At 66.7% G+C, this 23,221-nt stretch carries 16 protein-coding genes and 1 pseudogene; 7 read left to right on the top strand and 10 right to left on the bottom strand.

Annotation, left to right across the window (positions count from 1 at the left end; genetic code table 11):
- Positions 1 to 97: 97 nt before the first annotated feature.
- The 3 genes from KQ303_RS02445 to KQ303_RS02435 all read left to right on the top strand — a co-directional run bounded on the left by KQ303_RS02445 (position 98) and on the right by KQ303_RS02435 (position 4,555).
- The gene (locus KQ303_RS02445; RefSeq protein WP_259729010.1) at positions 98 to 1,945 is read left to right on the top strand and encodes a GspE/PulE family protein; all 1,848 of its coding nucleotides are present in this window, start codon (positions 98 to 100) and stop codon (positions 1,943 to 1,945) included.
- Positions 1,946 to 2,016: 71 nt separating this feature from the next.
- Positions 2,017 to 3,096, top strand: coding sequence for a type IV pilus twitching motility protein PilT (locus KQ303_RS02440; protein WP_259729009.1), 1,080 nt, complete (start codon positions 2,017 to 2,019; stop codon positions 3,094 to 3,096).
- A gap of 10 nt (positions 3,097 to 3,106) precedes the next feature.
- Entirely contained in the window at positions 3,107 to 4,555 is a 1,449-nt protein-coding gene (locus KQ303_RS02435; protein ID WP_259729008.1) for a type II secretion system F family protein, read from the top strand.
- Between the two features lie 119 nt (positions 4,556 to 4,674).
- Here KQ303_RS02435 and KQ303_RS02430 read toward each other — a convergent pair whose 3' ends face one another.
- Positions 4,675 to 5,940, bottom strand: coding sequence for an NAD(P)/FAD-dependent oxidoreductase (locus KQ303_RS02430; protein ID WP_259729007.1), 1,266 nt, complete (start codon positions 5,938 to 5,940; stop codon positions 4,675 to 4,677).
- Between the two features lie 69 nt (positions 5,941 to 6,009).
- Here KQ303_RS02430 and dusA point away from each other — a divergent pair, with 69 nt between their 5' ends.
- Positions 6,010 to 6,957 (top strand): tRNA dihydrouridine(20/20a) synthase DusA, encoded by a 948-nt coding sequence (gene dusA, locus KQ303_RS02425; protein WP_255100473.1) that lies wholly within the window; start codon positions 6,010 to 6,012, stop codon positions 6,955 to 6,957.
- A 119-nt stretch (positions 6,958 to 7,076) separates the two neighbouring features.
- Here the strand turns inward: dusA and KQ303_RS02420 are convergent.
- The 7 genes and pseudogenes from KQ303_RS02420 to KQ303_RS02390 form a co-directional block, all read right to left on the bottom strand.
- Positions 7,077 to 7,502: pseudogene (locus KQ303_RS02420) on the bottom strand (RNA recognition motif domain-containing protein); the annotation flags it as partial.
- A gap of 115 nt (positions 7,503 to 7,617) precedes the next feature.
- Positions 7,618 to 9,066 carry an argininosuccinate lyase gene (gene argH / locus KQ303_RS02415; protein ID WP_259729006.1) on the bottom strand — a complete coding sequence of 483 codons (1,449 nt, stop codon included), beginning with the start codon at positions 9,064 to 9,066 and terminating at the stop codon, positions 7,618 to 7,620.
- Between the two features lie 52 nt (positions 9,067 to 9,118).
- Positions 9,119 to 10,522, bottom strand: coding sequence for a PP2C family protein-serine/threonine phosphatase (locus KQ303_RS02410; RefSeq protein ID WP_259729005.1), 1,404 nt, complete (start codon positions 10,520 to 10,522; stop codon positions 9,119 to 9,121).
- A 145-nt stretch (positions 10,523 to 10,667) separates the two neighbouring features.
- Positions 10,668 to 12,407: a signal recognition particle-docking protein FtsY gene (gene ftsY / locus KQ303_RS02405; RefSeq protein WP_259729004.1), complete on the bottom strand. Its 1,740-nt coding sequence runs from the start codon at positions 12,405 to 12,407 to the stop codon at positions 10,668 to 10,670.
- Positions 12,408 to 12,414: 7 nt separating this feature from the next.
- A complete protein-coding gene (nusB, locus tag KQ303_RS02400) occupies positions 12,415 to 13,029 on the bottom strand; it encodes a transcription antitermination factor NusB (protein WP_259729003.1) in 615 nt (204 codons plus the stop codon).
- Positions 13,030 to 13,055: 26 nt separating this feature from the next.
- Positions 13,056 to 13,832, bottom strand: coding sequence for a DUF502 domain-containing protein (locus KQ303_RS02395; protein ID WP_259729002.1), 777 nt, complete (start codon positions 13,830 to 13,832; stop codon positions 13,056 to 13,058).
- Positions 13,833 to 13,911: 79 nt separating this feature from the next.
- Positions 13,912 to 14,562 (bottom strand): HpsJ family protein, encoded by a 651-nt coding sequence (locus KQ303_RS02390; protein ID WP_255141031.1) that lies wholly within the window; start codon positions 14,560 to 14,562, stop codon positions 13,912 to 13,914.
- A 31-nt stretch (positions 14,563 to 14,593) separates the two neighbouring features.
- Between KQ303_RS02390 and queG the strand changes: the two genes are divergently transcribed.
- The 3 genes from queG to KQ303_RS02375 all read left to right on the top strand — a co-directional run bounded on the left by queG (position 14,594) and on the right by KQ303_RS02375 (position 19,099).
- Entirely contained in the window at positions 14,594 to 15,574 is a 981-nt protein-coding gene (gene queG / locus KQ303_RS02385; protein ID WP_259729001.1) for a tRNA epoxyqueuosine(34) reductase QueG, read from the top strand.
- An 87-nt stretch (positions 15,575 to 15,661) separates the two neighbouring features.
- On the top strand, positions 15,662 to 16,564 hold the full coding sequence (locus tag KQ303_RS02380; RefSeq protein ID WP_259729000.1) for a tetratricopeptide repeat protein: 903 nt from the start codon (positions 15,662 to 15,664) through the stop codon (positions 16,562 to 16,564).
- Between the two features lie 75 nt (positions 16,565 to 16,639).
- The gene (locus tag KQ303_RS02375; protein ID WP_259728999.1) at positions 16,640 to 19,099 is read left to right on the top strand and encodes a DNA topoisomerase (ATP-hydrolyzing) subunit A; all 2,460 of its coding nucleotides are present in this window, start codon (positions 16,640 to 16,642) and stop codon (positions 19,097 to 19,099) included.
- A gap of 51 nt (positions 19,100 to 19,150) precedes the next feature.
- On the opposite strand, the gene purF is transcribed toward KQ303_RS02375, so the two are convergent.
- The gene (purF, locus tag KQ303_RS02370) at positions 19,151 to 20,650 is read right to left on the bottom strand and encodes an amidophosphoribosyltransferase (RefSeq protein WP_259728998.1); all 1,500 of its coding nucleotides are present in this window, start codon (positions 20,648 to 20,650) and stop codon (positions 19,151 to 19,153) included.
- A gap of 139 nt (positions 20,651 to 20,789) precedes the next feature.
- Positions 20,790 to 23,159, bottom strand: coding sequence for a phosphoribosylformylglycinamidine synthase subunit PurL (purL, locus tag KQ303_RS02365; RefSeq protein WP_399232666.1), 2,370 nt, complete (start codon positions 23,157 to 23,159; stop codon positions 20,790 to 20,792).
- Positions 23,160 to 23,221 lie beyond the last annotated feature (62 nt).

The following is a 23,221-nucleotide window of genomic DNA, read 5'->3' as shown; positions in this document are numbered from 1 at the left end:
AAGCAGCCCTTCAGAGGGGATCTGGTCTAGAAAGGGGCCTTGGGTGCGTGAAATCTCAGCCCCACATAGGCATTTCCCCCTAGAGCCGCTTCCTGCCATGACCCTTTCGGCAACCCGTCCGGTGCCGGATGCCATCACCCCCACCCAGCAGCGCTTGGAGGTGGAGTTGTTGCTTGGGGAACGTGTGCTCCGTCCGCAGGAGCTGGAGCAGGCGGATCCAAAAGCGTTTGAGGCCTGCCCTTCGATCGGCAGTGAGAGGTGGCGCGACTTGGCGAGCTTGCCGATTCGGCGCATCGGGAACCGGCTCGTGTTGGCCGTGCCCACCTTCTGGGGATCGGGCCAGCGTCACGAGCTGATGGAGACGATCGCTGGCGACGGATTGGAACCCGATTTGCGTCTTGCTCTAAAGGGCGAAATCGAGGTGGTGCTCAAGGCGAGGCTTGAGGAGCTAGGTGCTGCTGTCGCTCGTGATGGTGACGGCTCAGGTGATTCCTTGCCGAACCCCGAAGAGGCGCAGCAGGAGGCCCGTGTGGAGCGGGTCTCCTTGCTGGAGAACTTGAGCCTCGAACGGCAGCTCGACGAAGCGCCAGCCGAAGACGATGCCTATATGAATCTTGATGAGGGCATTGCCGCCGCAAGTGCTTCGCCGGTGGTGAGTCTTGTGAATCGGATTCTGATCAAGGCGATCGACAGTGACTCCAGCGATGTGCACGTTGAACCTCAGGAAGATGGCCTGCAGATCCGCTTCCGCCAGGACGGCGTGCTGCAACCTCTGGAACTCCTGCCAAGAAGCCTCATCCCTGCAATCACCTCACGGCTGAAGATCATGGCCGATCTGGACATCTCCGAACGGAGGATGCCGCAGGACGGCCGCATTCGACGGGTTTATAACGGGCGGACAATTGAACTGAGAGTAAGCACCCTGCCCAGCCGCTGGGGTGAAAAGGTGGTGATGCGGCTGCTGGACAGCTCCGCCACAAAGCTTGGTCTTGACAAGCTGATCAGCTCTCCAGCGATCCTCAATCTGGTGCGCACGCTGGGGTCACGCCCCTTCGGGATGATCCTGGTTACCGGACCAACCGGATCCGGTAAATCCACCACGCTTTACTCCCTGCTGTCGGAGCGTAACGTTCCGGGTATCAACATCTCCACAGTTGAAGACCCGATTGAGTACATGCTCAAGGGCATCACCCAGACCCAGGTGAACCGCGACAAGGGCTACGACTTCAGCAATGCCCTGCGGGCCTTCATGCGGCAGGACCCCGACGTTCTGCTGGTAGGGGAAACCCGCGACGGAGAAACGGCCAAGACTGCGATTGAGGCCGCCTTGACCGGACACCTCGTGCTCACCACCCTCCATTGCAACGATGCCCCCAGTGCGATCGCCCGCCTCAACGAAATGGGCGTGGAGCCCTTTCTGATCAGTGCCTCCCTGTTGGGAATCGTGTCGCAACGTTTGCTGCGGCACGTTTGCACGAAGTGCCGGGTGAGCTATCGCCCCGGCCCTGAAGAGCTCGGCCACTTTGGCCTCCTATCCAGCCCTGATACAAAGGTCACCTTCTACAAAGCCTTTCGGCCTGAACCGGATGCCACCCACGTCTGCAGCACCTGCCAGGGAAGGGGCTACAAAGGCCGCATCGGCGTTTACGAGGTGCTCCAGTTCAATGAAACCATCGCTTCAGCGGTGGCACAGGGGGCGAGCACCGATGTGATCCGCAAGCTGGCCCTGGAAGCTGGGATGAAAACCCTGCTCGGCTACGGCCTGGATCTGGTGCGGGAGGGGCACACCACACTGGAGGAGGTGGAGCGCATGCTGCTCACCGACACGGAGCTTGAATCGGAACGCCGTGCCAGAGCCCTCACCACCTTGAGCTGCAGCGGCTGCGGGGCCGGGCTCAAGGATGAATGGCTGGAATGCCCCTACTGCCTGACAGAGAGGGCCTGACCCTTGATGCTCTCCCTTAAGGCGTGCAGAATTGCGCAACGTCACGAAGCTTGCTCAACGCCGCGAAGCCCATGGAACTCGTGATTGAAGATTTCATGCGCGAGCTGGTGGAAGCACGGGGCAGTGACTTGCACCTGGCCGCCGGACAACGTCCCTATGGACGGTTCAACGGCGAACTGCGGCCGATGCATGAAGAAATTCTCACGGAAGAAACGTGCAACCGGCTGATCTTCTCGATCCTGAACAATGCCCAGAGGAAACATCTGGAGCAAACCTGGGAACTTGATTGCTCCTATGCGCTACGAGGTCTGGCCCGTTTTCGTGTGAATGTCTACAGCCAACGCGGCACCTACGCGGCCTGCCTACGAGCACTCAGCAGCAAAATACCCACCCCTGAAGACCTCTGCCTGCCCGAGGTGGTTGTGGAGATTACGGACAGGCCCTCAGGGCTCGTGCTTGTGACGGGACCTACCGGATCCGGCAAAAGCACCACCCTGGCCAGCCTCCTGGATCACATCAATCGCACCAAGGCCTTGCATGTGATCACGATTGAAGATCCCATTGAGTTTACCTATCGAAACAATCTCAGCCTGGTGCATCAGCGCCAGCTGAACGACGACACCAAGAGCTTCAGCAACGCCCTACGTGCCGCTCTGCGAGAAGACCCTGATGTGATTCTGGTTGGTGAGATGCGCGACCTGGAAACGATCCAGCTGGCGATCACGGCCGCAGAAACCGGCCATCTGGTTTTTGCCACCCTGCATACGAGCTCCGCCGCTCAAACAGTCGATCGGATGGTGGATGTGTTTCCCGCCAACCAGCAGACTCAGGTCCGCGCGCAGCTCAGCGGCAGTCTTGCTGCCATCTTTGCTCAGACTCTGTGCAAGCGATTGAATCCTGACCAGCACTCCTGGGGCCGAGTGATGGCGCAAGAAATCATGATCAATACCCCAGCCATCGCCAATCTGATTCGGGAGGGAAAAACAGCGCAGGTTTACTCCCAGATTCAGACCGGGGCTCAACTGAGCATGCAGACCATGGAAAAAGCCCTCAGCGAGCTTGTCATGCACGGAGAGATCAGCCTAGAAGAAGCCCGCTCAAAATCCGTCAAACCAGAGGAGCTCAACCGCCTGCTCAGCACCCTTTCCTAATCGTTCCCGAATGGCCTCGTTTCTCGCCACTTACACCACCAGCCGAGGGCACACCAAGGAGCTTCGCGTCAGCGCAGTGGATCTGGCAACCGCACGGCGTGACCTGAGAAAGCGCGGCATCCTCCCGACCACCCTACAGGCTGTGGGCGGCTCCAGCCCATCTCCGCTCGCAAAGGCAAAGACTCGATCAACACCAACAGTCCAGTTCATCGCCACCTATAGCGGTAGAGATGGTAAGCCCAAGAAACTAAAACTGGCCGCAGTCGATATGACAGCAGCGCGCAGTGAGTTGAGGCGTCGCGGGATCACAACAACCAAGCTTGTTCAGGATTTCGCAAGAGCGGCTAGCCAGGGAGGCGAGAAACAGCAGGACGGCAGCTTGCTGAACAAGGAAATCAACCTAGGGCCGCTGTTTGAACAGTCACCCGGAGTCAAGGACAAGGCCCTGTTCGCTAGCAAGCTCGCGGCCTTGGTGGATTCCGGCGTTCCGATTGTGCGCAGCCTGACTCTGCTCGCTACTCAGCAGATGAATCCAATCTTCAAGCGCGCTCTACAGGCCATCAGTGTCGAAGTCAGTCAGGGTGAAACCCTGGGCAGCTCCATGCGCAAATGGCCAAAGGTGTTCGATCGTTTGAGCATTGCCTTGATCGAAGCGGGTGAGGTCGGGGGTGTGCTTGATGAATCACTGAAGAGATTGTCACTCTTGCTTGAGCAGACCTCCAGACTCCAGAACCAGGTGAAGGGGGCCCTGGGATACCCAGTTGCGGTGCTGGTGATCGCTATAGCTGTTTTTCTGGGGATGACTATCTTCTTAATCCCAACCTTTGCGGGCATCTTCGATCAGCTAGGTGCCGATTTACCGCCATTCACCCAATTCATGGTGGACCTCAGCGCTTTACTACGCTCGCCTTTCTCGATTTACATGACGGGAATCATCATTCTTGCTGTCATCCTGTTTAGCAAATACTACACAACTCCGCTAGGTAGACGGCAAGTAGATGCAGCCATTCTGAAGATTCCCCTGTTTGGTGATCTCATCCAAAAAACGTCAACGGCGCAATTTTGCCGCACCTTCAGCTCCCTCAGCCGTGCCGGAGTTCCCATCCTCCAGTCACTTGAAATCGTGCGCGACACCGTGGGGAACAGCATTCTCTCTGACGCTATTGACAATTGCCGCGGGGAGCTTCAGAACGGCGTCCTGCTGAGTACCGCCCTCTCACGCAAGCGCGTCTTCCCCGAAATGGCATTGAGCATGCTGGTGGTGGGAGAAGAAACTGGTGAGATGGATTCCATGCTCGCCAAAGTAGCTGACTTCTATGAAGATGAGGTTTCAGCTGCCGTAAAAGCGCTCACCTCCCTACTAGAGCCCGCCATGATCGTGCTCATTGGCATCATCGTGGCTTCGATTCTGCTGGCCATGTATCTGCCAATGTTCTCCATTTTTGAAAAGATCAGATAGATCATTACAAGAAGAATATCGGCTATTGGCCATAGGGGTGGGCAAGCTGATTGCAGGCTCTCTCAATGTTTCTCATTCAGAAGAAGCAGCCCTAGCTAGGAACGCTGGATGATCAACGCCTAGTTCGCAGCTGTCGCAAGCTTCGCCTGCTGGGCGATCGCCTGTCCCGCCAGCCAACCGGATGTCCAGCAGTGCTGGAAGTTGAAACCGCCGGTCACCCCATCCACATCCAGCAGTTCGCCGGCAAGGAACAGGCCTGGCTGCTTACGGCTCTCCATCGTGGCCAGGTTCACCTCGCCCAGGGCCACTCCGCCTGCGGTGACGAACTCTTCACCGAACGGGCCCCGGCCACTGACCGCATACCGACTGGCCCGCAGCCCCTCCAGCAGCCGGCGCTGGTCGGCCTTGCCGAAATCGGCCCAGCGCTTCTGCCCGTCCACCCCATGCCGCTCAAGCAGATGCAGCCACAGGCGCCGGCTCAACTCCGGCCAGGGCCTGCAGGCCGCCAGCTGCCGGCGGGGCTGGTCCCGGCGGCAGGCCGCCAGCAGCGCCTCCACATCCGCGGCGGAGCGGCCTCCGCACCAGTTCACCGTCAAGCGGGCCTGGTAGCGATGGTCCTTGAGGGCACGGGCCGCAAAGGCGGTGAGGCGCAGGGTGGCAGGGCCGCTGAGCCCCCAGTGGGTGAGCAGCACGATGCCGCTCTGGCGAAAGCGTTCTCCTCCCGGCACGTCCAGCTCCAGTTCCACCGGATCCATCACCACGCCACTGAGCGCCGCCAGGGGATTGGCCTCCAGCGCGAGGGTGAACAGCGAGGGCACCGGGGGCACCAATTGATGGCCAAGCCCGGCGGCCAGCTGCCGCCCGCTGGGGTGGCCGCCGGTGGCCAGCAGCAACCGCTGGCAGCGCAAGGGCTGCTCGCGGTGGCGCACCTGCAGGGCGAAGCCGCCCGTCGCTGATGCCGCAGCCCCCCGCAGCGCGGCCCCGCGCCAGACCGTGACACCGGCCGCCGCCGCCGCCGTTTCCAGGGTTCTGACCACGGAGCTGGAGCGGTTGCTGCGGGGAAACAGCCGCCCATCGGGCTCCTCCACCAGCTCAAGGCCATGGTCTGAGAACCAGCGCAGCGTGTCGCCGGTGGCGAAGCGGCTGAAGGGCCCCAGCAGCGCCCGCGCCCCGCGGGGGTAGTGACCCACCAGGGCACGCGGATCCCAGCAGGCATGAGTGACATTGCAGCGGCCGCCGCCGCTGATCAGCACCTTGCCGAGGGGTTGATCGGTGGCCTCCAGCAGCAGCACCCCGGCCAGTCCGGCCTCCGCGGCCGTGATCGCGGCCATGTAGCCGGCCGGGCCACCACCGGCCACCACCAGGGGGCACTCAGAAGGCAGCATGGGGAGATGGCAGAGGGTGAGTTGCAGGTGGGGCGGAAGCTGCCCGCGCACCGGTTCAGTGTGGCGCCGATGATGGACTGCACCGACCGGCACTTCCGGGTGCTGATGCGGCAGATCACCCGCCGCAGCCTGCTCTACACCGAGATGGTGGTGGCCCAGGCGCTCCACCATGGCCGGCGGGAACGGCTGCTGGATTTCGACCCCAGCGAAAAGCCGCTGGCCCTGCAGGTGGGCGGAGATGACCCCACGCTGCTGGCGGAGGCCGCCGGCCTGGCCGCCGCCTGGGGCTATGACGAGATCAATCTGAATGTGGGCTGCCCCAGCGAGAAGGTGCAGAAAGGCCGCTTCGGGGCCTGTCTGATGGCGGACCCTGAGCAGGTGGCCCGTTGTGTGGAGGCGATGGCCGCGGCCAGCCCCTTGCCCGTCACGGTGAAGCACCGGATCGGCATCGATGAGCGCGACAGCTACGCGGAGCTGCTGGCCTTTGTGGAGCAGCTGGCCGGCGCCGGCGCCGCCCGGTTTTCCGTGCATGCCCGCAAGGCCTGGCTGACGGGACTCGACCCCAAGCAGAACCGCACCGTGCCGCCCCTGCGCTACGACCGGGTGCACCAGCTCAAGCAGGAACGGCCCGACCTGACGATCGAGCTCAATGGAGGGCTGCAGGATCTGGAGGCATGCCGGCCCCACCTCCAGCACCTCGACGGCGTGATGGTGGGGCGGGCGGCCTATGAGCATCCGCTGCGCTGGACCCGGGTCGACGCGGACCTGTTTGCCGACGGCACAGCGCCGATCGCCACGTCCTCAAGCGTGGTGCGCGGTCTGGTTCCCTACGCAGAGCGGTGGTGCACCGGCGGTGGCCGCCTGTGGCCGATCGCCCGGCACCTGGTGCACCTGGTGGAGGGCGTTCCAGGGGCCAGGCACTGGCGCCGGCGGCTGGGGGAAGCCGCCGGCCAGGCCACGGCCGGGGCCGAGGTGCTGGAGCAGGCCTGCCGTGAACTGGAGGATCAGGGGCTCTGAGGGCTCCTGTCTCCCCGACAGTCCGGCGTGAGGCGTTGCAGTTCCAGGGGAAGAGGCTCCAGGCGCTGCGCTATCGCGCGCTGGGGTTCAAGGCAGGACACGGGCGCTTATTGAAAGCGGCTGCGATCTTCCCAGCCACGGCTGCCACGCTCTGAAGCGCCACGGTCGGAGCTGCCGCGGTCGGAGGAACCCCGGTCAGAGCCGCCCCGATCGCCGTAGCCCCCCCCTCCATAGCCGCCACCGCCATATCCACCACCACCACCGCCACCGGCATAGCCGCCGCTGCGACGCGGCCCGCCGCTGCCGCGGGGCTCGGCCTTGTTGATGCGCAACGGGCGGCCCATGAGCTCCACGTTCTGCAGGCCGTCAATGGCCTTGCTTTCCGTGGCCTCATCGGCCATCTCCACAAAGGCAAAGCCGCGTTTACGTCCTGTGTCCCGCTCGAGGGGGAGAGAACAGCTCACGACTTCGCCGAAAGGCGCAAACAATTCAGCCACATCTTCCTGCTCAGCGCGGAAGGGGAGGTTGCCGACGAAAATGCTCACTGACCGAAGAAACCGATTGGACCGAGAACAGGGGCCTTGATGGCATCAACCTCGACGGCCTCGGAAAGAACCCATCGGAGGTGACACCCCAACCCTAGGACCGCCATTCTCTGCTTCAAGGGTTTTCCGCTGGAATCGGATCGAGCCGCTGGCGCATCAGGGCGAGTTGTTCACGCACCCGATCGAAGCCCGTGCCCCCTTCGCTGCGACGTGCGCGCACCACCTGCCGCGGTTCGATCGCGGCATACACATCCGCCTCAAAGGCGGGATGCAACGCCTGCCAGCGCTCCAGCGGCAGCTCTCGCAGCAGCAGGCCTTCCGCAAGGCAGCGCTTCACCAACCCGCCCACCAGCTGGTAAGCCTCGCGGAAGGGAACATCGCGAGCCACCAGATAGTCGGCCACATCGGTGGCGTTGGAAAAATCGGCGGCCACTGCCTGCTCCAGGCGCTCCGGGCGAAACCGGATGCCTTCCTCCAGCAGGATCGCCATCGCCTCGAGGCAGTCTTCGGTGGTGCGCACCACATCGAAGAGCGCTTCCTTGTCTTCCTGAAAGTCTTTGTTGTAGGCCAGGGGCAATCCTTTGATCATCGTGAGCAGGGCCTGAAGATGGCCGAACACACGGCCCGCCTTGCCCCGCACCAGTTCCGGTACATCCGGATTCTTCTTCTGAGGCATGAGGCTGCTGCCGGTGGCACAGCGGTCGGTGAGGGCCACGAAGCCGAATTCCTCGCTGGCCCAGAGAATCACCTCCTCTGCCAGGCGGCTGAGGTGGGCCAGGATCAGGCTGGCCGCCGCACTGAATTCCACGGCGAAGTCGCGGTCGCTGACGGCATCGAGGCTGTTGGCATAGATCGCCTCAAAGCCCAGCTCTGCGGCCGTCTGGCGGCGATCGATCGGCACGGGGGTGCCCGCCAGGGCCGCCGCCCCCAGCGGGCAGATGTTCACCCGACGCCGCACATCTCCCAGGCGTTGCCGGTCACGCGCCGCCATCTCCACGTAGGCGAGCAGATGGTGAGCGAGGGAGAGCGGCTGGGCCCGCTGCAGGTGGGTGTAGCCGGGGATGAGCGTGTCAACGTGCTGCTCCGCCTGGGCCAGCAGTGCCTGCTGGAACCGCAGCAGAGCCCGATCGAGCCCGTCGATCTTCTGCCGCAACCAGAGCCGCAGATCGGTGCCCACTTGATCGTTGCGGCTGCGGCCGGTGTGCAGCTTCTTGCCGAGCGGACCGATCAGGGCGATCAGCCGGCGCTCGACGGCGAAGTGGACATCCTCTGCCTCCAGGCCGGGATTGAAGCCGCCCGCGGCCGCTTCCGCCCGCACCAGTTCCAACCCCTCGATCAGCCGCTCCGCCTCCGCCGTGGTGATCACGCCGCAGCGACCGAGCATGCGGGCATGGGCCACCGAACCGTCCAGATCCTGAGGCAGCAGCGCGATATCAAAGCCGATCGAGGCGTTGAAGCGCTCGATCGCCGGGTGCAGGCCCTCCTCGAAACGGTCGCTCCAGCTGCCGTCGGCACCGCCGGACACCCCCCGACCGCGCGCTGAAGGGGAAGACTCTGTGGCCATGTCCGCCGAGGTTTGTCGTCAGGCAAAGCTTTGCACCCGGCGGCCGGGGGCTTCAGCCCGGCAGTGCCGGCAGCATCACCTCATCGCGCACCTTCAGCACCACCATCGAGGCGTCGTCCTGGAGCTGACGATCGGAGCCCACAAAACGATCCAGACGGGTGAAGAGCTGATCGAGAATCCCCTGCGCTCCCAACCCGGAGCGGCAGGAGCGATCGAAGGCCCGCATCAGCCGGGTTTCATCGAAACGTTCATTGCCGACTCCCGCCGCCTCGGTAACGCCATCGGTGTAATACAGGAGCACGTCGCCCGGCTCCAGCACCAGGCGCTCGCAGCCGTATTCGGCCTCGGGCTGCAGGCCGATCAGCAGGCCAGGGGCATCGAGGCGTTCGAGCGTGTGGCCCTGGCGGCGCCAGATCAGCGGCGGGTTGTGCGCCGCATTGGCGTAGCGCAGCACGTGGGTGCGCGGGTCGTAGTCGGAATAGAAGAGCGTCACGAACCGGTGCGAATGGGCCAGATCTTCCTGCGCCAGCTGGTTGAGATCCCGCAGGATCCGGTCCGGCGCGTGGCCGCTCAGCACCTCCGACCGCAGCATGCCCCTCAGCAGGGTCATCAGCAGGCCGGCCGGGATCCCCTTGCCCATCACATCGCCCATCACCAGCGCCCAGCGCTCGGTTTCACGGCGCCGTCCCACCAGCTCGGGGCGGGTGGGGATGAAGTCGTAGTAGTCGCCGCCGACGCGGAAGGCCGGCCGGCAGCGGGCGGCCAGGTCCACCCCTTCGATCACGGGGCACTGATCGGGCAGCAGCTGCGACTGGATCTCGGCGCCGGTGCTGAGCTGGCGATCAAGGCGCTCATGCAGGCGCATGTCCTCCTGCAGCACCTCGTTTTCAATCGCGACACCGGTGAGATCGGCCACCAGCTGCACATGGCGCCGGTGCACATCACTCCAGCTGGGACCATCGCCCTGACTGGAGCCGAACACATAAAGCCGGCCGCGCTGATGGTTGCGGGCCACCACCGAAGTGCCGAACATCGGCACCTGGCCCAGCAGGCGGCGCATCTCCAGATCCAGCTGGGCCACCACCGCGTCATCGCCGGCGCCGGCGGCCAGATCCTGATCGCTGAGCCCGGCCAGATGGCTCACCAGATGCCGGCAGCGCTCCGGTGGCGAGGCATGCAGTTGCTCGCGCCACAGGCGGCCATCGGCGTGAAACACCACCAACAGGCTGCCCTCCGCCTCCACCAGCCGGGAGCAGACCAGGGGCACCAGCTCCAGAAAGCGGTTGAAATTGGTGAAACTGCGCAGGGCAAAGGCCAGCGACGCCAGCAGCTCCTGGTTGCGCCGCTGCTCCCGGCTGAGGCTGTCGAGCAGCTGCCTCAGCGAAGCGGATGCCGACAGGGTGCCATGGGCCCGCGGAGGGGGCGGAGGCACACGGGAGGGCGGCGTACTGCTCACGGGAGCGGCCGGGGGAACGAAGAGTAGCAGTGGTGCGCGTTAAGCGCTGAGCGCTCGTGATGCGTCTAACCGGGTGGCTGGCATCACCGGTTGAAGCGCAGAGAAGCCGCCCCCGAGCGGAGGGGCAGTCACAGCCACCTCCGGCTCAGACAGCCAGCAGCGCCTCAACGAACTCGAAGCTGTTGAACGGCCTGAGGTCGCGGATACCCTCGCCCGCACCCACGAAGCGGATCGGCAAGCCGGCCTCGGAGGCCACCGCCAGGGCCACGCCCCCGCGGGAACTGCCGTCGAGCTTGGTGAGCACCACGCCGGTGAGGCCGGCGGCGCTGGCGAAGGCCATGGCCTGCCGCAGGCCGTTCTGGCCCTGGCTGGCATCGAGCACCAGCAGCGATTCCACGCTGGCCTGGGGCGCCAGGCGATCGACGATGCGGCGCACCTTGCTAAGTTCCTCCATGAGGTTGTGCTTGGTCTGCAGGCGACCAGCGGTGTCGACCAGCACCAGTTCGGTGCCCTTGGCACTGGCGGCACCGATGGCATCGAACACCACGGCTGCCGGATCGGCGTTGGCGCTCGGGTTGGCGATCACTGGAACGCCGCTGCGTTCCCCCCACACCGTGACCTGCTGCACGGCAGCGGCCCGGAAGGTGTCGGCCGCGGCGATCAGGCAGCTGTAGCCACTGCGCACCGCCAGGTTGGCCAGCTTGCCGAGGGTGGTGGTCTTGCCGACACCGTTGACTCCCACCAGCAGCCACACGTTCAGGCGATCGCGCTGCGGGGCCAGCAACGCCGTGCCGCTGGCCTGGATCGGTGCCTCCAGCACCCCCCGCAGCTGTTCCTTGAGAAAGCGCAGCCCCTCGCCCGGATCCACCACCTCCTGGTTGAGACGCTGCCGCAGGGCCTCGAGCACCTGATCGGTGGCCTTCACCCCCACATCGGCACGCAGCAGCAGGGTTTCGAGCTGCTCAAGAACCTCCGGGGTGAGCGGATCATCCCCGAGGGTTTCCAGCATCTGGCTGACAAAGCCCTGGCGGGTCTTCTCCAGACCGCGCCGCAGCCGGCCCAGCCAGTCGATCTCCTCGAGCGACACCTGATCGGCACGCACGCCCTGGGCCGCCAGCACCTCCACCGACCAGGTGAAGGCTTCATCGAACGCTCCCAGCTGGGGAGCGGCGGTGTCAGCAGCCGGGGCGCCGGTGGAGGCGGCGGTGGCGGTTGCACTCTGCGGCTCCGGCCGTTCCAGCAACTCCTGCTGGCGCTCGCGGCGCTGGGCCGCAGCCTGCTCAAGCAGCGACAGTGCGGGCGCCGGTGCGGCTGGCGCGGTTGGTGGTGCGGCAGCGCCTGCGGGCGGGGCCGGTGCCTGGGGCCTGGCCTCAGGTTGAGGCTCAGGGGGCACCGCTGCAGCCACTTCAGGAGCAGGCGCGGGTTCCTCCTGCGCAGGCGGGGCAGCGGAGGGTAGAGCCCCAGACCCTTGCTCGGCCGCAACCGCCTGCAGCTCGGCTGGGGGCTCCTTTTGCCTGGCCGCATCCTGCTGGGCCTTCAGCCGGGCATAGGCCTCGCGCGCCCAGGCAAGAGCGTCCTGATCGACGACAGGGGCTGCAGGGGTGCCGGCTTGGGCCGGGGCAGAAGGGGCAGGGGCTGGAGCAGCAGAAGCGGAGCCAGCCTCAGCAACTTCAGATGCTGAGCCGGTGCTCTCCTGGCTGGCGGATGACCCGCCCTCAGAAGGCTCAGGGGTGGAGGTAGCAGTTGTGGATGAATCACCAGCGGGTCGTTCGTCCTGAGCGGGAGCGGCCGTCGTCGGTGCAGCGGATTCAGCTTCAGCCGCAGAGGGGGCAGGAGCCGCCACGGGCTGGGGGGCGGATTGGCGCCGGAACCAGTCGAAAACCATGCCTGCCTCAGGGGGCCGCGGTGGTGAACCGCCGCAGAACGCCGTTGATCATCCGCCGTCCCTGCTCGTCGCTGTAGCGGTTGGCCAGATCGACGGCCTCGTTGCAGGCCACGGCCGCCGGCGTGCCGAAGGTGTCGAGGTCGACGGCGGCCAGTCGCAGGATGTCGCGGTCGATGCGCGGCAGGCGTTTCAGCCGCCAGCCCTCCATCACCTCATCGAGGCGGCGATCGAGGTCTTCGCGGTGATCGAGCACAGCCCGCGCCCGCTCCACCGCGCCGCGGCGCACATCTTCCTGGTCGGCCAACATCAGCAGGCGCGGCAGTTCAAGGCCCGCTGACAGGCGGTTGATCGCCTGCTCGGCGTGTGCCAGACCGCGCTGAAGGTGACCGCGCACGCGCACCACCTGATCGGCGGCATCGACCAGTTCGCTGTCGAGCAGTTGCTGCTGCGCCTGCTCCAGGTCGAGCGCGGCATTGTCGAGGGCTTCACGCACGCACTGGCTGAGGCTGGCGAGGGCCTGGTGCAACAGGCCTTCAAGCGAGAGGTCGGCGGTGGGAACGCGATCGCTCACCTGGCCCAGCATCAACAAAGCCAGTTCTCTGGAAACGGAGCGACTCTGCATCGGATCGTCAGAAGGGGTGAACCCCCTCAGGCCTTGGTGGAAGAGGGGGCGGTGAACACAGGGGCCCTCAGCTGGGCCAGCAGGCTGGAGAAGCTGCGGTTGCCCTGACCACCGCGCTCATCATCGGGGCTGACGATCCCCGCCGAAATGATCGTGCGGAAGGCATCTTCCACCGAGAGGTCGAGGTCGCGGACGGATTGCTCGGGCACCACGGCATACCAACCGGTGGTGGGGTTGGGCGCCGTGGGGATGAACACGCTCAGCATCGGTTGATCGGACGTGCTCTGCATGGCGGCTCCGAGTACACCGGTGACGAAACCGACGGCAAACAGGCCCTTGCTGGGGTACTCGACCAGCACCACCCGGCGAAAGCGGGTGGAGTTGCTGCGGAACACGGTTTCCAGCAGCTGCTTGAGCGTTTTGTAGACCGAACCCGCCAAGGGGATCCGCTGCAGGGTGCCTTCGCCGAAATCGAGCAACCAGCGGCCCACGATGTTGCGGGCCATCAGACCGATCAGCAGGATGCCGAGCAACGGCACCAACAGACCCACGCCGAGATTGATCAACTCCTGCAGGAGCGGACTCAGCGTATTGAAGGGATTGAATTGCTTCGGGATCGTGGTGAGAAAGGCGAGCACGAAGCGGCTCACCGTGGTGGCCAGCCAGATCGTGGTGGCGAGTGGAATCACCACCAGCAGACCGGCGATCAGGTCGTTCTTGAGGTCCTGGCGAAGACGGTCCCCCAGGGGTTCATCAGTGCGGGGATTCGATTGCACCAAGAGCGGGCCGGAACGACCGGACATCAAAAAGCAGACTTCAACCTAGCCAGCCACCAGGGACGCCGTTAAGCAGCGGCCCATCTCGCCACAGAACTTCCGAGGCTCAGAGCACCGCGGCGAGTGCCACCAACGTGAACGCCACGGCCAACACCACCGCTGAAGCGGTGCCGTTGAAACGGCGCTGGTTGAGGGCCAGCACGCTGGAGCGTTCCTCCTGCTTCAGCTGGTCCTGCATCTGCTGCAACTGGCGGTCGATGAAGCCGCGCGCTGCCTGCTGCTTCTGCTCAGGCGTGGCCTGGGGCGGCACCTGGCCCGCCTGCTCGGCCTGACGCACCAGTTGCTCAATCACCTGGGGATTGGTGCTCTGCTGCTTGGCCATCTCCAGCTGGCCCCGCTTGGTGGCCAGGCTCTGCTCAGTCTGGGCGGTGATTGAGCCATCGGCGCTCACCGTGACCGGCACTGCCACAGCCAGGCCGATCGCCAGCACCGCTGCCACGACGGTGACCACCCAGCGCAGGGGGGTGCGGCCCTCGTGGGACACATCAAGGCGGCAGCCCAGCAGGATCAGCAGCAGGCCCACCAGCGCCATCGGTGCCTGGCTGATCAGCCGTTCCACCAGCAGCTGCTGGAAGGTGGGATCCTCCCAGCTGCCGATCAGGATCACGGAGGTGAGCTGCAGGGCCAGCAGCACCACCAGGGTGAGACCGAGCCAGCGCAGCAGCACGCCGAAACGTCCGGAAGAGGCGGAGATCACAGCAGAATGACGGTGATGCGCAACTGTACGGGTGGGATCTAAACCCGACCAGGAACGCCTGTCTCCCGCAGCCCTGGCCGCAGCCCTCAAACAGCAGGCCCTGCTGCTGGGATTCGCCCCCGTGGGGCTGGGTGTCGCCGAGCCGGATGAACGGATGCAGCTGCGGACGGCGGCCCTGCAGCGCTGGCTGGCCGCAGGCCACCACGCCTCGATGGACTGGATGGCCGATCCACGCCGGGCGGAAATCCAGCGGCTGCTGCCTGGGGTTCGCAGCCTGCTGGCGGTGGGGCTCAACTACAACGTGGCCGCGATCCGCACCCCCGGCCGCCCGGCGATCGCCCGCTACGGCTGGGGTCGCGACTACCACCGGGTGATCGACAGCCGCCTGCGCCAGCTGGGCCGCTGGCTGGAGCAACAGGCGCCGGAGGTGCGCTGGCGGGCCTGTGTCGACAGCGCTCCCCTGCTCGACAAGGCCTGGGCCGAGCAGGCCGGCCTGGGTTGGATCGGCAAACACGCCAACCTGATCCACCCCCGCCGGGGCTCCTGGTTCCTGATCGGCCATCTGCTCACCACCCTGGAGCTGCCTGCGGATGCTCCGGCCGAGCCACTCTGCGGGCGCTGCAGCCGCTGCATCGACGCCTGCCCCACCGGCGCCATCACCGAGCCGTTCGTGGTGGACGCGCGGCGCTGCATCGCCTTCCACACGATCGAAAGCCGCGAGCCGCAGCTGCCGCCGGCGATCAGCGCCGCCATGGCTCCCTGGGTGGCCGGCTGCGACATCTGCCAGGACGTCTGCCCCTGGAACGACCAGGACCTGCCCGTGTCCAGCGATCCCGACCTGCAGCCGCGCACCTGGATGCTCGACCTGCAGCCGGAGGAGGCGCTGCAGTGGAGTGACGACGACTGGGATGAGCGGCTGCGGGCCTCGGCCCTGCGCCGCATCAAGCCCTGGATGTGGCGGCGCAACCTGCGGGCGATGCTGAGGCTGGGCACGCCCGGCCCTGCCAGCTGACAGTGCCCGCCTGAAATAGAGAGGCCATTCGCCTGCAGAAGTCAAGAACCGCCGCTCTAGGGTGGGTTCTGGAATGGAACGCCCGGCATGGCCCCGCGCTGGTTGGCGAGTCTTACGGCAGCACCGTTCACGTTTTCCGTTCTGGCAGGGTCGGTGCCGCCGGCCTTCGCGCTGGTCCCTTACGCCTATGTTCCGCAGACCGCGGAGTTGGAAGCGGCAGGGCTGGGCATCGCCCAGGCGGCCACCCGCCTGCTGCGCCTGGGCCAAGCGGAGGATGCGGCCCGTCTGGCGGCCCTCACCGTGCAGCTGCTGCCTGGCGACCCGCGCGGTTGGGTGCTGCTGGCGGAAGCCCAGCTGCGCAGCAACCAGAGCAAGCAGGCATCGGCTTCGTTGGCGCGGGCCAAGCAGCTCGATCCACGCAACCCCGGCATCTGGTTCGCCGAAGGCTCCCTGGCCCTGCGCGATGGTCAGCCGCAGCAGGCGGTGGGGCTGCTGGAGCAGGGCCTGCGGCTGGATGGGCGCAACGCAGGCGCCCACTTCGATCTCGGCAACGCCCAGCTGCTGCTCAACAACCCCCAGGGGGCCCTGCTGGCCTTTGAGCGTGCCTCCGGGCTGCGCAAGGGCTTCTGGGAGGCGATCAACAACCAGGGGCTGGTGCTCTATGAGCTGGGCCGCCGGGGCGAGGCGATCGAACGCTGGCGCCAGGCCCTGCAGATCAACGCCAAGGCGGCGGAACCGATGCTGGCGCTGGCAGCCGGCCTCTCCGCCGCCCCGGACGGACAGAGCGAAGCGCGGAGGCTTGCCAGCGAGGCCCTGGCGATCGAACCCAACTACGTGCTTGACGCCTATCAGAAAGAACAACTCTGGGGGCCCCGCCTGCGTGCCAGCACCAAGACCCTGCTGAGCCATCCCGACCTGAAGGCCGCTGTGGACAGGGCCAATGCCAATGCCTCAGGCACCATGGAGACGGAGGAAGAACCCTCCACCTGAGCAGCCACCAGCAGCTGGGCCCGCCAGGCAGCATCTGTAGGCTGAGCCCCTTCCGCCCCCAGACCCCCGAACAGGATGGCAGAGGAGCGCGTCCAACCGATCTCCCTGCATCAGGAGATGCAGCGGTCGTACCTCGAATACGCGATGAGCGTGATCGTGGGTCGGGCCCTGCCGGATGTGCGCGATGGCCTCAAGCCCGTGCAGCGGCGCATCCTGTTTGCCATGCACGAGCTGGGTCTCACCCCAGACCGGCCCTACCGAAAATGCGCCCGGGTGGTGGGTGATGTGCTCGGCAAGTACCACCCGCATGGCGACCAGGCCGTCTACGACGCGCTGGTACGCCTCGTGCAGACCTTCGCCAGCCGCCATCCGCTGCTCGATGGCCACGGCAACTTCGGCTCGGTCGACGACGACCCGCCAGCGGCGATGCGCTACACAGAAACGCGCCTGGCACCGATCGCCAATCAGGGGTTGCTCGATGAAATCGGCAACGACACGGTTGATTTCGCCCCCAACTTCGATTCCTCCCAGCAGGAACCGACCGTGCTGCCCGCGCAGCTGCCCTTCCTGCTGCTGAACGGCTGCTCGGGCATCGCTGTGGGCATGGCCACCAGCATTCCGCCCCACAACCTGGGCGAAGTGGTGGACGCCCTGATCGCCTTGATCCGCAAGCCCGATCTCAGCGACGACAAACTGCTCGAACTGGTCCCCGGCCCCGACTTTCCGACCGGCGGCGAAGTGCTCACCGGCAGCGGCGTGCGCGACACCTACCTGAACGGCCGCGGCAGCATCCCGATGCGGGGGGTGGCCCACATCGAGGAGGTGCAGCCCGGCAAGGGGCGCCACCGCCGCGGCGCCGTGGTGATCACCGAACTCCCCTACCAGCTGAGCAAGGCGGGCTGGATCGAGAAGCTGGCGGAGCAGGTCAACGACGGCAAGATCGGTGGCATCGCCGACATCCGCGACGAGAGCGACCGCGATGGCATGCGGGTGGTGGTGGAGGTGCGCCGCGACGGGGAGCCCGCCAAGGTGCTGGCTGAACTGCAACGCCGCACGGCCCTGCAGAGCAATTTCGGGGCGATCATGCTGGCGCTCGTCCACGGCCAGCCGCTGCAGCTGAGCCTGCGGCAGATCCTCAACCATTTCCTGGAGTACCGGGAACACACCCTGATCCGGCGCACCAACCACGCCCTTCGCCGCACTGAAGACCGGCTGGAGGTGGTGGAGGGTCTGATCCGGGCGCTCGATGCCCTGCAGGAGGTGATTGCCCGGATCCAGGCGGCCAAGGATGCCGCCACGGCCAAGGCGAGCCTGCAGGTCCACTTCGATCTGAGCGAACGGCAGGCCGAGGCGGTGCTGGCCATGCCGCTGCGGCGCCTCACCAGCCTGGAGCAGGACGGCCTGAGGCAGGAGGCCGCTGAGCTGGCACAGGAACGGGAGCGGCTGCGGCACCTGCTCGACGACCGCCAGGCCCTGCTCGACGCCATGGTGACTGAGCTGAAAAGCCTGAAGAAGCGTTATGCCACACCCCGGCGCACGCGTCTGGTGGCCGGCGGCGATGCCCTGGTGGCACAGCGTGCCGCTGCCACCCGACCCACCACCGAGCTGCAGCGGCAGCAGGCGCTCGACGCCCTGCCCGGCGATGGTCGCCTGCTGATCCAGGCCGATGGCCAGGTGCGGATCGTGGGCCCCCAGCTGCTCGGCCGCCTGCATCTGGAGGAGGCCGCCCCGCTGGGTGAGCACCCGTCCCCGGCGCGGCTGATCCTGGCGGTGAGCGATAAACCGGCCGTGCTGGCCTTCAGCGCCGGTGGGCGGGTGGCCCTGCTGCGCTGGGAGTATGCCGGACAGCAGCAGGGCGGCCTGGAGAAGTTCCTGCCCGAGAGCCTGCTCGATGACCCGATCATTCAGGTGTTGCCACTCCCGGCACAACCCGAGGGCAGCCTGGGCTTGCTGAGCAGCGACGGCCGTTTCAAGCGGCTGCCGATCGACGCGTTTCTGGAGCTCTCCGGCCGTGCCGCCACCGTGCTGAAGCTGAAGGACGGGGTGGTGCTGCGCCGTGTGGTGCCCTGCAGCGACGACCAGGACCTGGTGGTGGGCAGCAGCTCCGGGCGCCTGCTGCGCCTGCAGCTGACGGACGCCGACGTGCCGCTGATGGGGCGGGCGGCCCAGGGCCCCCTGCTGCTGCGGCTGCTGCCCGGCGAGACGATTGCCGGTGCCTGCGCCCCTCGCTCGGATCAGGACGTGGTGCTGGCCAGCCGCCTGGGACGGATCAAGCGCCTGCGGCTGGAGAGTCTGCGGCGGTGCCAGCGGGGCGAGCTGGGCCAGATCGGCCTGCGCTTCCTCGATCGCAGCGACGCCCTGGTGGACCTGCAGGTGTGCGGAACGTCCACCCTGGGGGTGGTGCTGAGCCCGACCCGCAGCTTCCGCCTCGATCCAGCCACCCTTTCGGCCCAGAATCCCGACGAACCCGGCGAACTGCCGCAGCCACTGGCGGCCGGCGACAGCGTGCAGGCCCTGGTGCCGCTGATCAACTGATTTCCGATGGCTGATCTGACCTGCTGATCCTCAGGGCCCCGGCAGCAAGGCTCAGGGCTTGGTGGCCGCCAGGCCTGAGGGCTCCAGCATCAGCTTGCTGGAGCGGACGGCGTCGTCCATGGGAATCGGGTAGTTGCCATCGAAGCAGGCGGTGCAGAAATGGGAGGAATGGTCCTGGGCGGCCTCCAGCATTCCCTCCTGGCTGAGATAGGCGAGCGAATCGACGCCGAGGTGGGCTGTGATCTCTTCAAGGGTGAGCCGGGCAGCGATCAGCTGCTCCTGGTTGTCGGTGTCGATGCCGTAGAAGCAGGGATGGGTGACCGGCGGCGAACTGATGCGCATGTGCACTTCGGTGGCGCCCGCATCCCGCAGCGCCATCACCAGCTTGCGGCTGGTGGTGCCGCGCACGATGGAGTCGTCGATCACGATCACCCGCTTGCCGGAGAGCACATCCGGCAGGGGATTGAGCTTGACGCGGATGCCCGCCTCCCGCATCGCCTGGGTGGGCTGGATGAAGGTGCGGCCCACATAGCGGTTCTTGATCAGCCCATCGGCGAAGGGGATGCCACTGCCCTTGGAGAAGCCGATGGCAGCAGGGATGCCGGAATCGGGCACGCCGATCACAATGTCCGCCTCCACGGCGGATTCGCGCGCCAGCATCTCACCGATGCGATGGCGGTAGCTATACAGGGATTCGCCGAAGAAGCGGCTGTCGGGCCGGGCGAAGTAGATCATCTCGAAGACGCACAGCTTGGCCGGCTCCTCGATCCAGCGCACCCGCTCAGGCACCGGCTCGCCCGCCCGGAAATGAATCAGTTCGCCGGGGCCGACATCACCGTCGTAGGAGGCGCCGATGATGTCGAGGCCGCAGGTTTCGCTGCTGAGCACCCATTGCCCCTGGTGCTTGTCGCCCATGTGGCCGAACACCAACGGGCGCACCCCATAGCCATCGCGCAGGGCGAACAGACCGTCCGGGGTGCCGATCGCCAGGCTGAAGGCGCCGCGGCAGCGGCCGGCGGCCTGACGGATCGCGGCGCTCCAGCCCAGACCTCCATCCACGGCCTCCTGAAGCGCGAAGGCGATCAGCTCCGAATCGGTGGTGGAGGTGAATTCACCGGCGAGATGGTCGAGGGCCTCGCGCAACTCGTTGGCGTTGACCAGATTGCCGTTGTGCGCCAGGCCGAAGGGCCCGAGGCGGGTCATCAGCACCACCGGCTGGGCGTTGCAGACCCGGCTGCTGCCGGTGGTGGAATAGCGGTTGTGACCGATCGCCAGGTCGCCTGGCATGCGCTCCAGCACGTCCTGATCGAACACCTGGCTGACCAGGCCCATGTCTTTGTGGAGCCGGATCTTGGCGCCGTTGAACACGGCGATCCCAGCCGACTCCTGCCCCCGGTGCTGCAGCGCGTAGAGGCCGAAGTAGGTGAGGTTCGCCACCGGCTGGCCAGTGGCATAGACGGCGAACACGCCGCAGGCCTCCTCCATGCGATCGGGACGCTCTGCCGCCGCTGCTGCTGCAGCGGGTTCAGCAGCCACGGCAGGAGCGGTCATGGCTTGTGCGTGTTTGGACCCGTCACCCAGAGCAGGCGAGCTGGCACCTTGGGGGCCGGACGGTGACGGGGAGGGGTGCTGCCTGGGGTGCGCGCGAACCACAGGCCTGACCACTGACCGACTGCGTTGACAGTCTGCCTCAGGCCCCGCCGGCCAAGCGGCGGGGAATCCCCTGCTCGTAAGCCAGCCCCAACACATCGAGCGGCTGCGCCAGCAACGTCGTGCCGCCCCGCTCGATGCTCAGCAGCGCCTCAGCCTGCACCCGGCCCAACCGCTGGCAGGCTGGCGGCGAGCCGGCGGCACCGCTCAGCGGCGCCTGCTCCAACAACGCCTGCCAGGCCTGGGCCTGGGCCGGCGGCACGCTCACCAGCACCCTGGCGCCGCCCTCGGCGAACAGCAGCCGGTCGGCCCGGGCCGTGCCCGCCGGCAACTCCAGCTGCGCGCCCAGCCCCGAGGCGAGACAGCATTCGGCCGCCGCCACCGCCAGGCCCCCGTCGCTGAGATCGTGGGCGGCAGTCACCACCCCCTGGGCGATCGCCTGCCGCAGCAGAGCCTGCACCGCCAGCTCCAGCGCCAGGTCGGTGCGCGGCGGCCGGCCGGTGCTGAGCCCGTGGATCCACTCCAGGTAGCCGCTGGCCGCCAGCCCGAACCGCTCGTCGGCGTCATCGTCGCCCGCCAGCGGCACACCCAGCAGCCAGATGGCATCACCGGCCGCGCGCCAGGCTTGGCCGGTGACACGGGCAAGATCGGGCACCAGACCCACCATCCCCACCACGGGGGTGGGATGGATCGGCTGCAGGCGCCCGTCGGGCAGGCGGGTCTCGTTGTAGAGGGAGACGTTGCCGCCGGTGACCGGTGTACCGAGCGCGGCGCAGGCCTCCGACAGGCCGCGGCAGGCCATCGCCAGCTGCCAGTAGCCGGTGGGGTGGTCGGGGGAAGGGAAATTGAGGTTGTCGGTCACGGCCAACGGCTCGGCCCCCACGCAGCTGAGGTTGCGGGCCGCTTCGGCCACCGCCGCCATCGCGCCCCGCTGCGGATCGAGGGCCACCCAGCGGTTGGGGCAATCCACCACCGCCGCCACGCCGCGCTGGGCCGGCAGCAACGAGCCAGGCCCCTGCTGAGGCCGGAGCCGCACCACAGCCGCGTCGGCGCCGCCGGGGGGCATCACGGTATTGCCCTGCACCTGGTGGTCGTACTGGCGGTACACCCAGCGCTTGCTCGCGATCGTGGGCGTGTCGAGCAGGGCCAGCAGCACCTGGTTCCAGCTGAGCGGTGACTGGCCCGCCGGGGTGATACCGGCGGTGTCGGCGGGCGGCAGCTGGGCCTCGCTCCACTGCCAGTGGGCCTGGATCTCGGCGGGCGGGGCAGCGAGCAGCTCGTGGTGGTTGATCGGGGTGTCGTCGGCCAGGGCATTGGCCGGTACTTCGGCGGCCACCGCGCCGTGCTGCAGCACCCGCACCACGTTCTCGGCCACCACGCGGCCCACCACCGCGGCCTGCAGGCCCCAGCGGCGGAAGCGCTCCATCAGCGGCTGCTCGCGGCCCTGACGCACCACGAACAACATGCGCTCCTGCGATTCCGACAGCAGGAACTCGTAGGCAGTCATGCCGTCTTCGCGGGCCGGCACGCGGTCGAGATCGAGCTCCACACCCACGCCCCCCTTGGCAGCCATCTCCGAGCAGCTGCAGGTGAGGCCGGCGGCGCCCATGTCCTGGGCGGCCACCACATCGCCGCTCTGGAAGGCTTCCAGGCAGGCCTCGATCAGCCCCTTCTCCAGGAAGGGATCCCCCACCTGCACCGCCGGGCGGGCATCGAGGGAGGCTTCGGTGAGCTCGGCGGAGGCAAAACTGGCCCCGCCCATGCCATCCCGGCCGGTGGTGCTGCCCACGTAGACCACCGGATTGCCCACGCCCGCCGCACCCGAACGCACAATCTCCTCGGTTTCCATCAGCCCCAGGGCCATGGCGTTGACCAGCGGGTTGCCGCTGTAGCTGGGATCGAAGGCCACCTCCCCTCCCACCGTCGGCACACCGACGCAGTTGCCGTAATGGGCGATGCCGGCCACCACGCCCTCCATCAGCCCCACATTGCGTGGATCCTCCAGCGGACCGAAGCGCAGGGCATTGAGCAGCGCGATCGGGCGCGCGCCCATGGTGAAGATGTCGCGCAGGATGCCGCCCACACCGGTGGCCGCGCCCTGGAAGGGCTCCACGGCCGAAGGGTGGTTATGGCTTTCGATCTTGAAGGCCAGATGCTGACCCTCGCCCAGGTCGACGACGCCGGCGTTCTCACCGGGCCCCACCAGGATGCGCGGCCCGGTGGTGGGGAACTGGCCGAGCAGGGGGCGGGAGTTGCGGTAACAGCAGTGCTCCGACCACATCACCCCGAACATGCCCAGCTCGGCGCGGTTCGGTGCCCGGCCCAGCCGCAGCACGATCTCGTCGTAGTCCGCCTGGCTGAGGCCCTCCTTGCGCAGAGCTTCGGCAAGCGGAAAGGAGGGGGAGGACACCAGGCGGCCGCAGGCAGGAAAGCGCAGTCTGGCCGAGCGAGCGCCCACGGCCGCCGGGGGAT

It is taken from the genome of Synechococcus sp. CS-1333, assembly GCF_025128015.1.
In the GTDB taxonomy this organism is placed as follows: domain Bacteria; phylum Cyanobacteriota; class Cyanobacteriia; order PCC-6307; family Cyanobiaceae; genus MW101C3.
Note: the sequence above shows the minus strand (reverse complement) of the source record. Positions and strands in the feature narration are given on the sequence as shown.

Excerpts from the sequence above, each read along its gene's own strand:
- KQ303_RS02445 (WP_259729010.1), top strand. The coding sequence starts at position 98 with ATGACCCTTTCGGCAACCCGTCCGGTGCCGGATGCCATCACCCCCACC.
- KQ303_RS02440 (WP_259729009.1), top strand. The coding sequence starts at position 2,017 with ATGGAACTCGTGATTGAAGATTTCATGCGCGAGCTGGTGGAAGCACGG.
- KQ303_RS02435 (WP_259729008.1), top strand. The coding sequence starts at position 3,107 with ATGGCCTCGTTTCTCGCCACTTACACCACCAGCCGAGGGCACACCAAG.
- KQ303_RS02430 (WP_259729007.1), bottom strand. The coding sequence starts at position 5,940 with ATGCTGCCTTCTGAGTGCCCCCTGGTGGTGGCCGGTGGTGGCCCGGCC.
- dusA (WP_255100473.1), top strand. The coding sequence starts at position 6,010 with ATGATGGACTGCACCGACCGGCACTTCCGGGTGCTGATGCGGCAGATC.
- argH (WP_259729006.1), bottom strand. The coding sequence starts at position 9,066 with ATGGCCACAGAGTCTTCCCCTTCAGCGCGCGGTCGGGGGGTGTCCGGC.
- ftsY (WP_259729004.1), bottom strand. The coding sequence starts at position 12,407 with ATGGTTTTCGACTGGTTCCGGCGCCAATCCGCCCCCCAGCCCGTGGCG.
- nusB (WP_259729003.1), bottom strand. The coding sequence starts at position 13,029 with ATGCAGAGTCGCTCCGTTTCCAGAGAACTGGCTTTGTTGATGCTGGGC.
- KQ303_RS02395 (WP_259729002.1), bottom strand. The coding sequence starts at position 13,832 with ATGTCCGGTCGTTCCGGCCCGCTCTTGGTGCAATCGAATCCCCGCACT.
- KQ303_RS02380 (WP_259729000.1), top strand. The coding sequence starts at position 15,662 with ATGGCCCCGCGCTGGTTGGCGAGTCTTACGGCAGCACCGTTCACGTTT.
- KQ303_RS02375 (WP_259728999.1), top strand. The coding sequence starts at position 16,640 with ATGGCAGAGGAGCGCGTCCAACCGATCTCCCTGCATCAGGAGATGCAG.
- purF (WP_259728998.1), bottom strand. The coding sequence starts at position 20,650 with ATGACCGCTCCTGCCGTGGCTGCTGAACCCGCTGCAGCAGCAGCGGCG.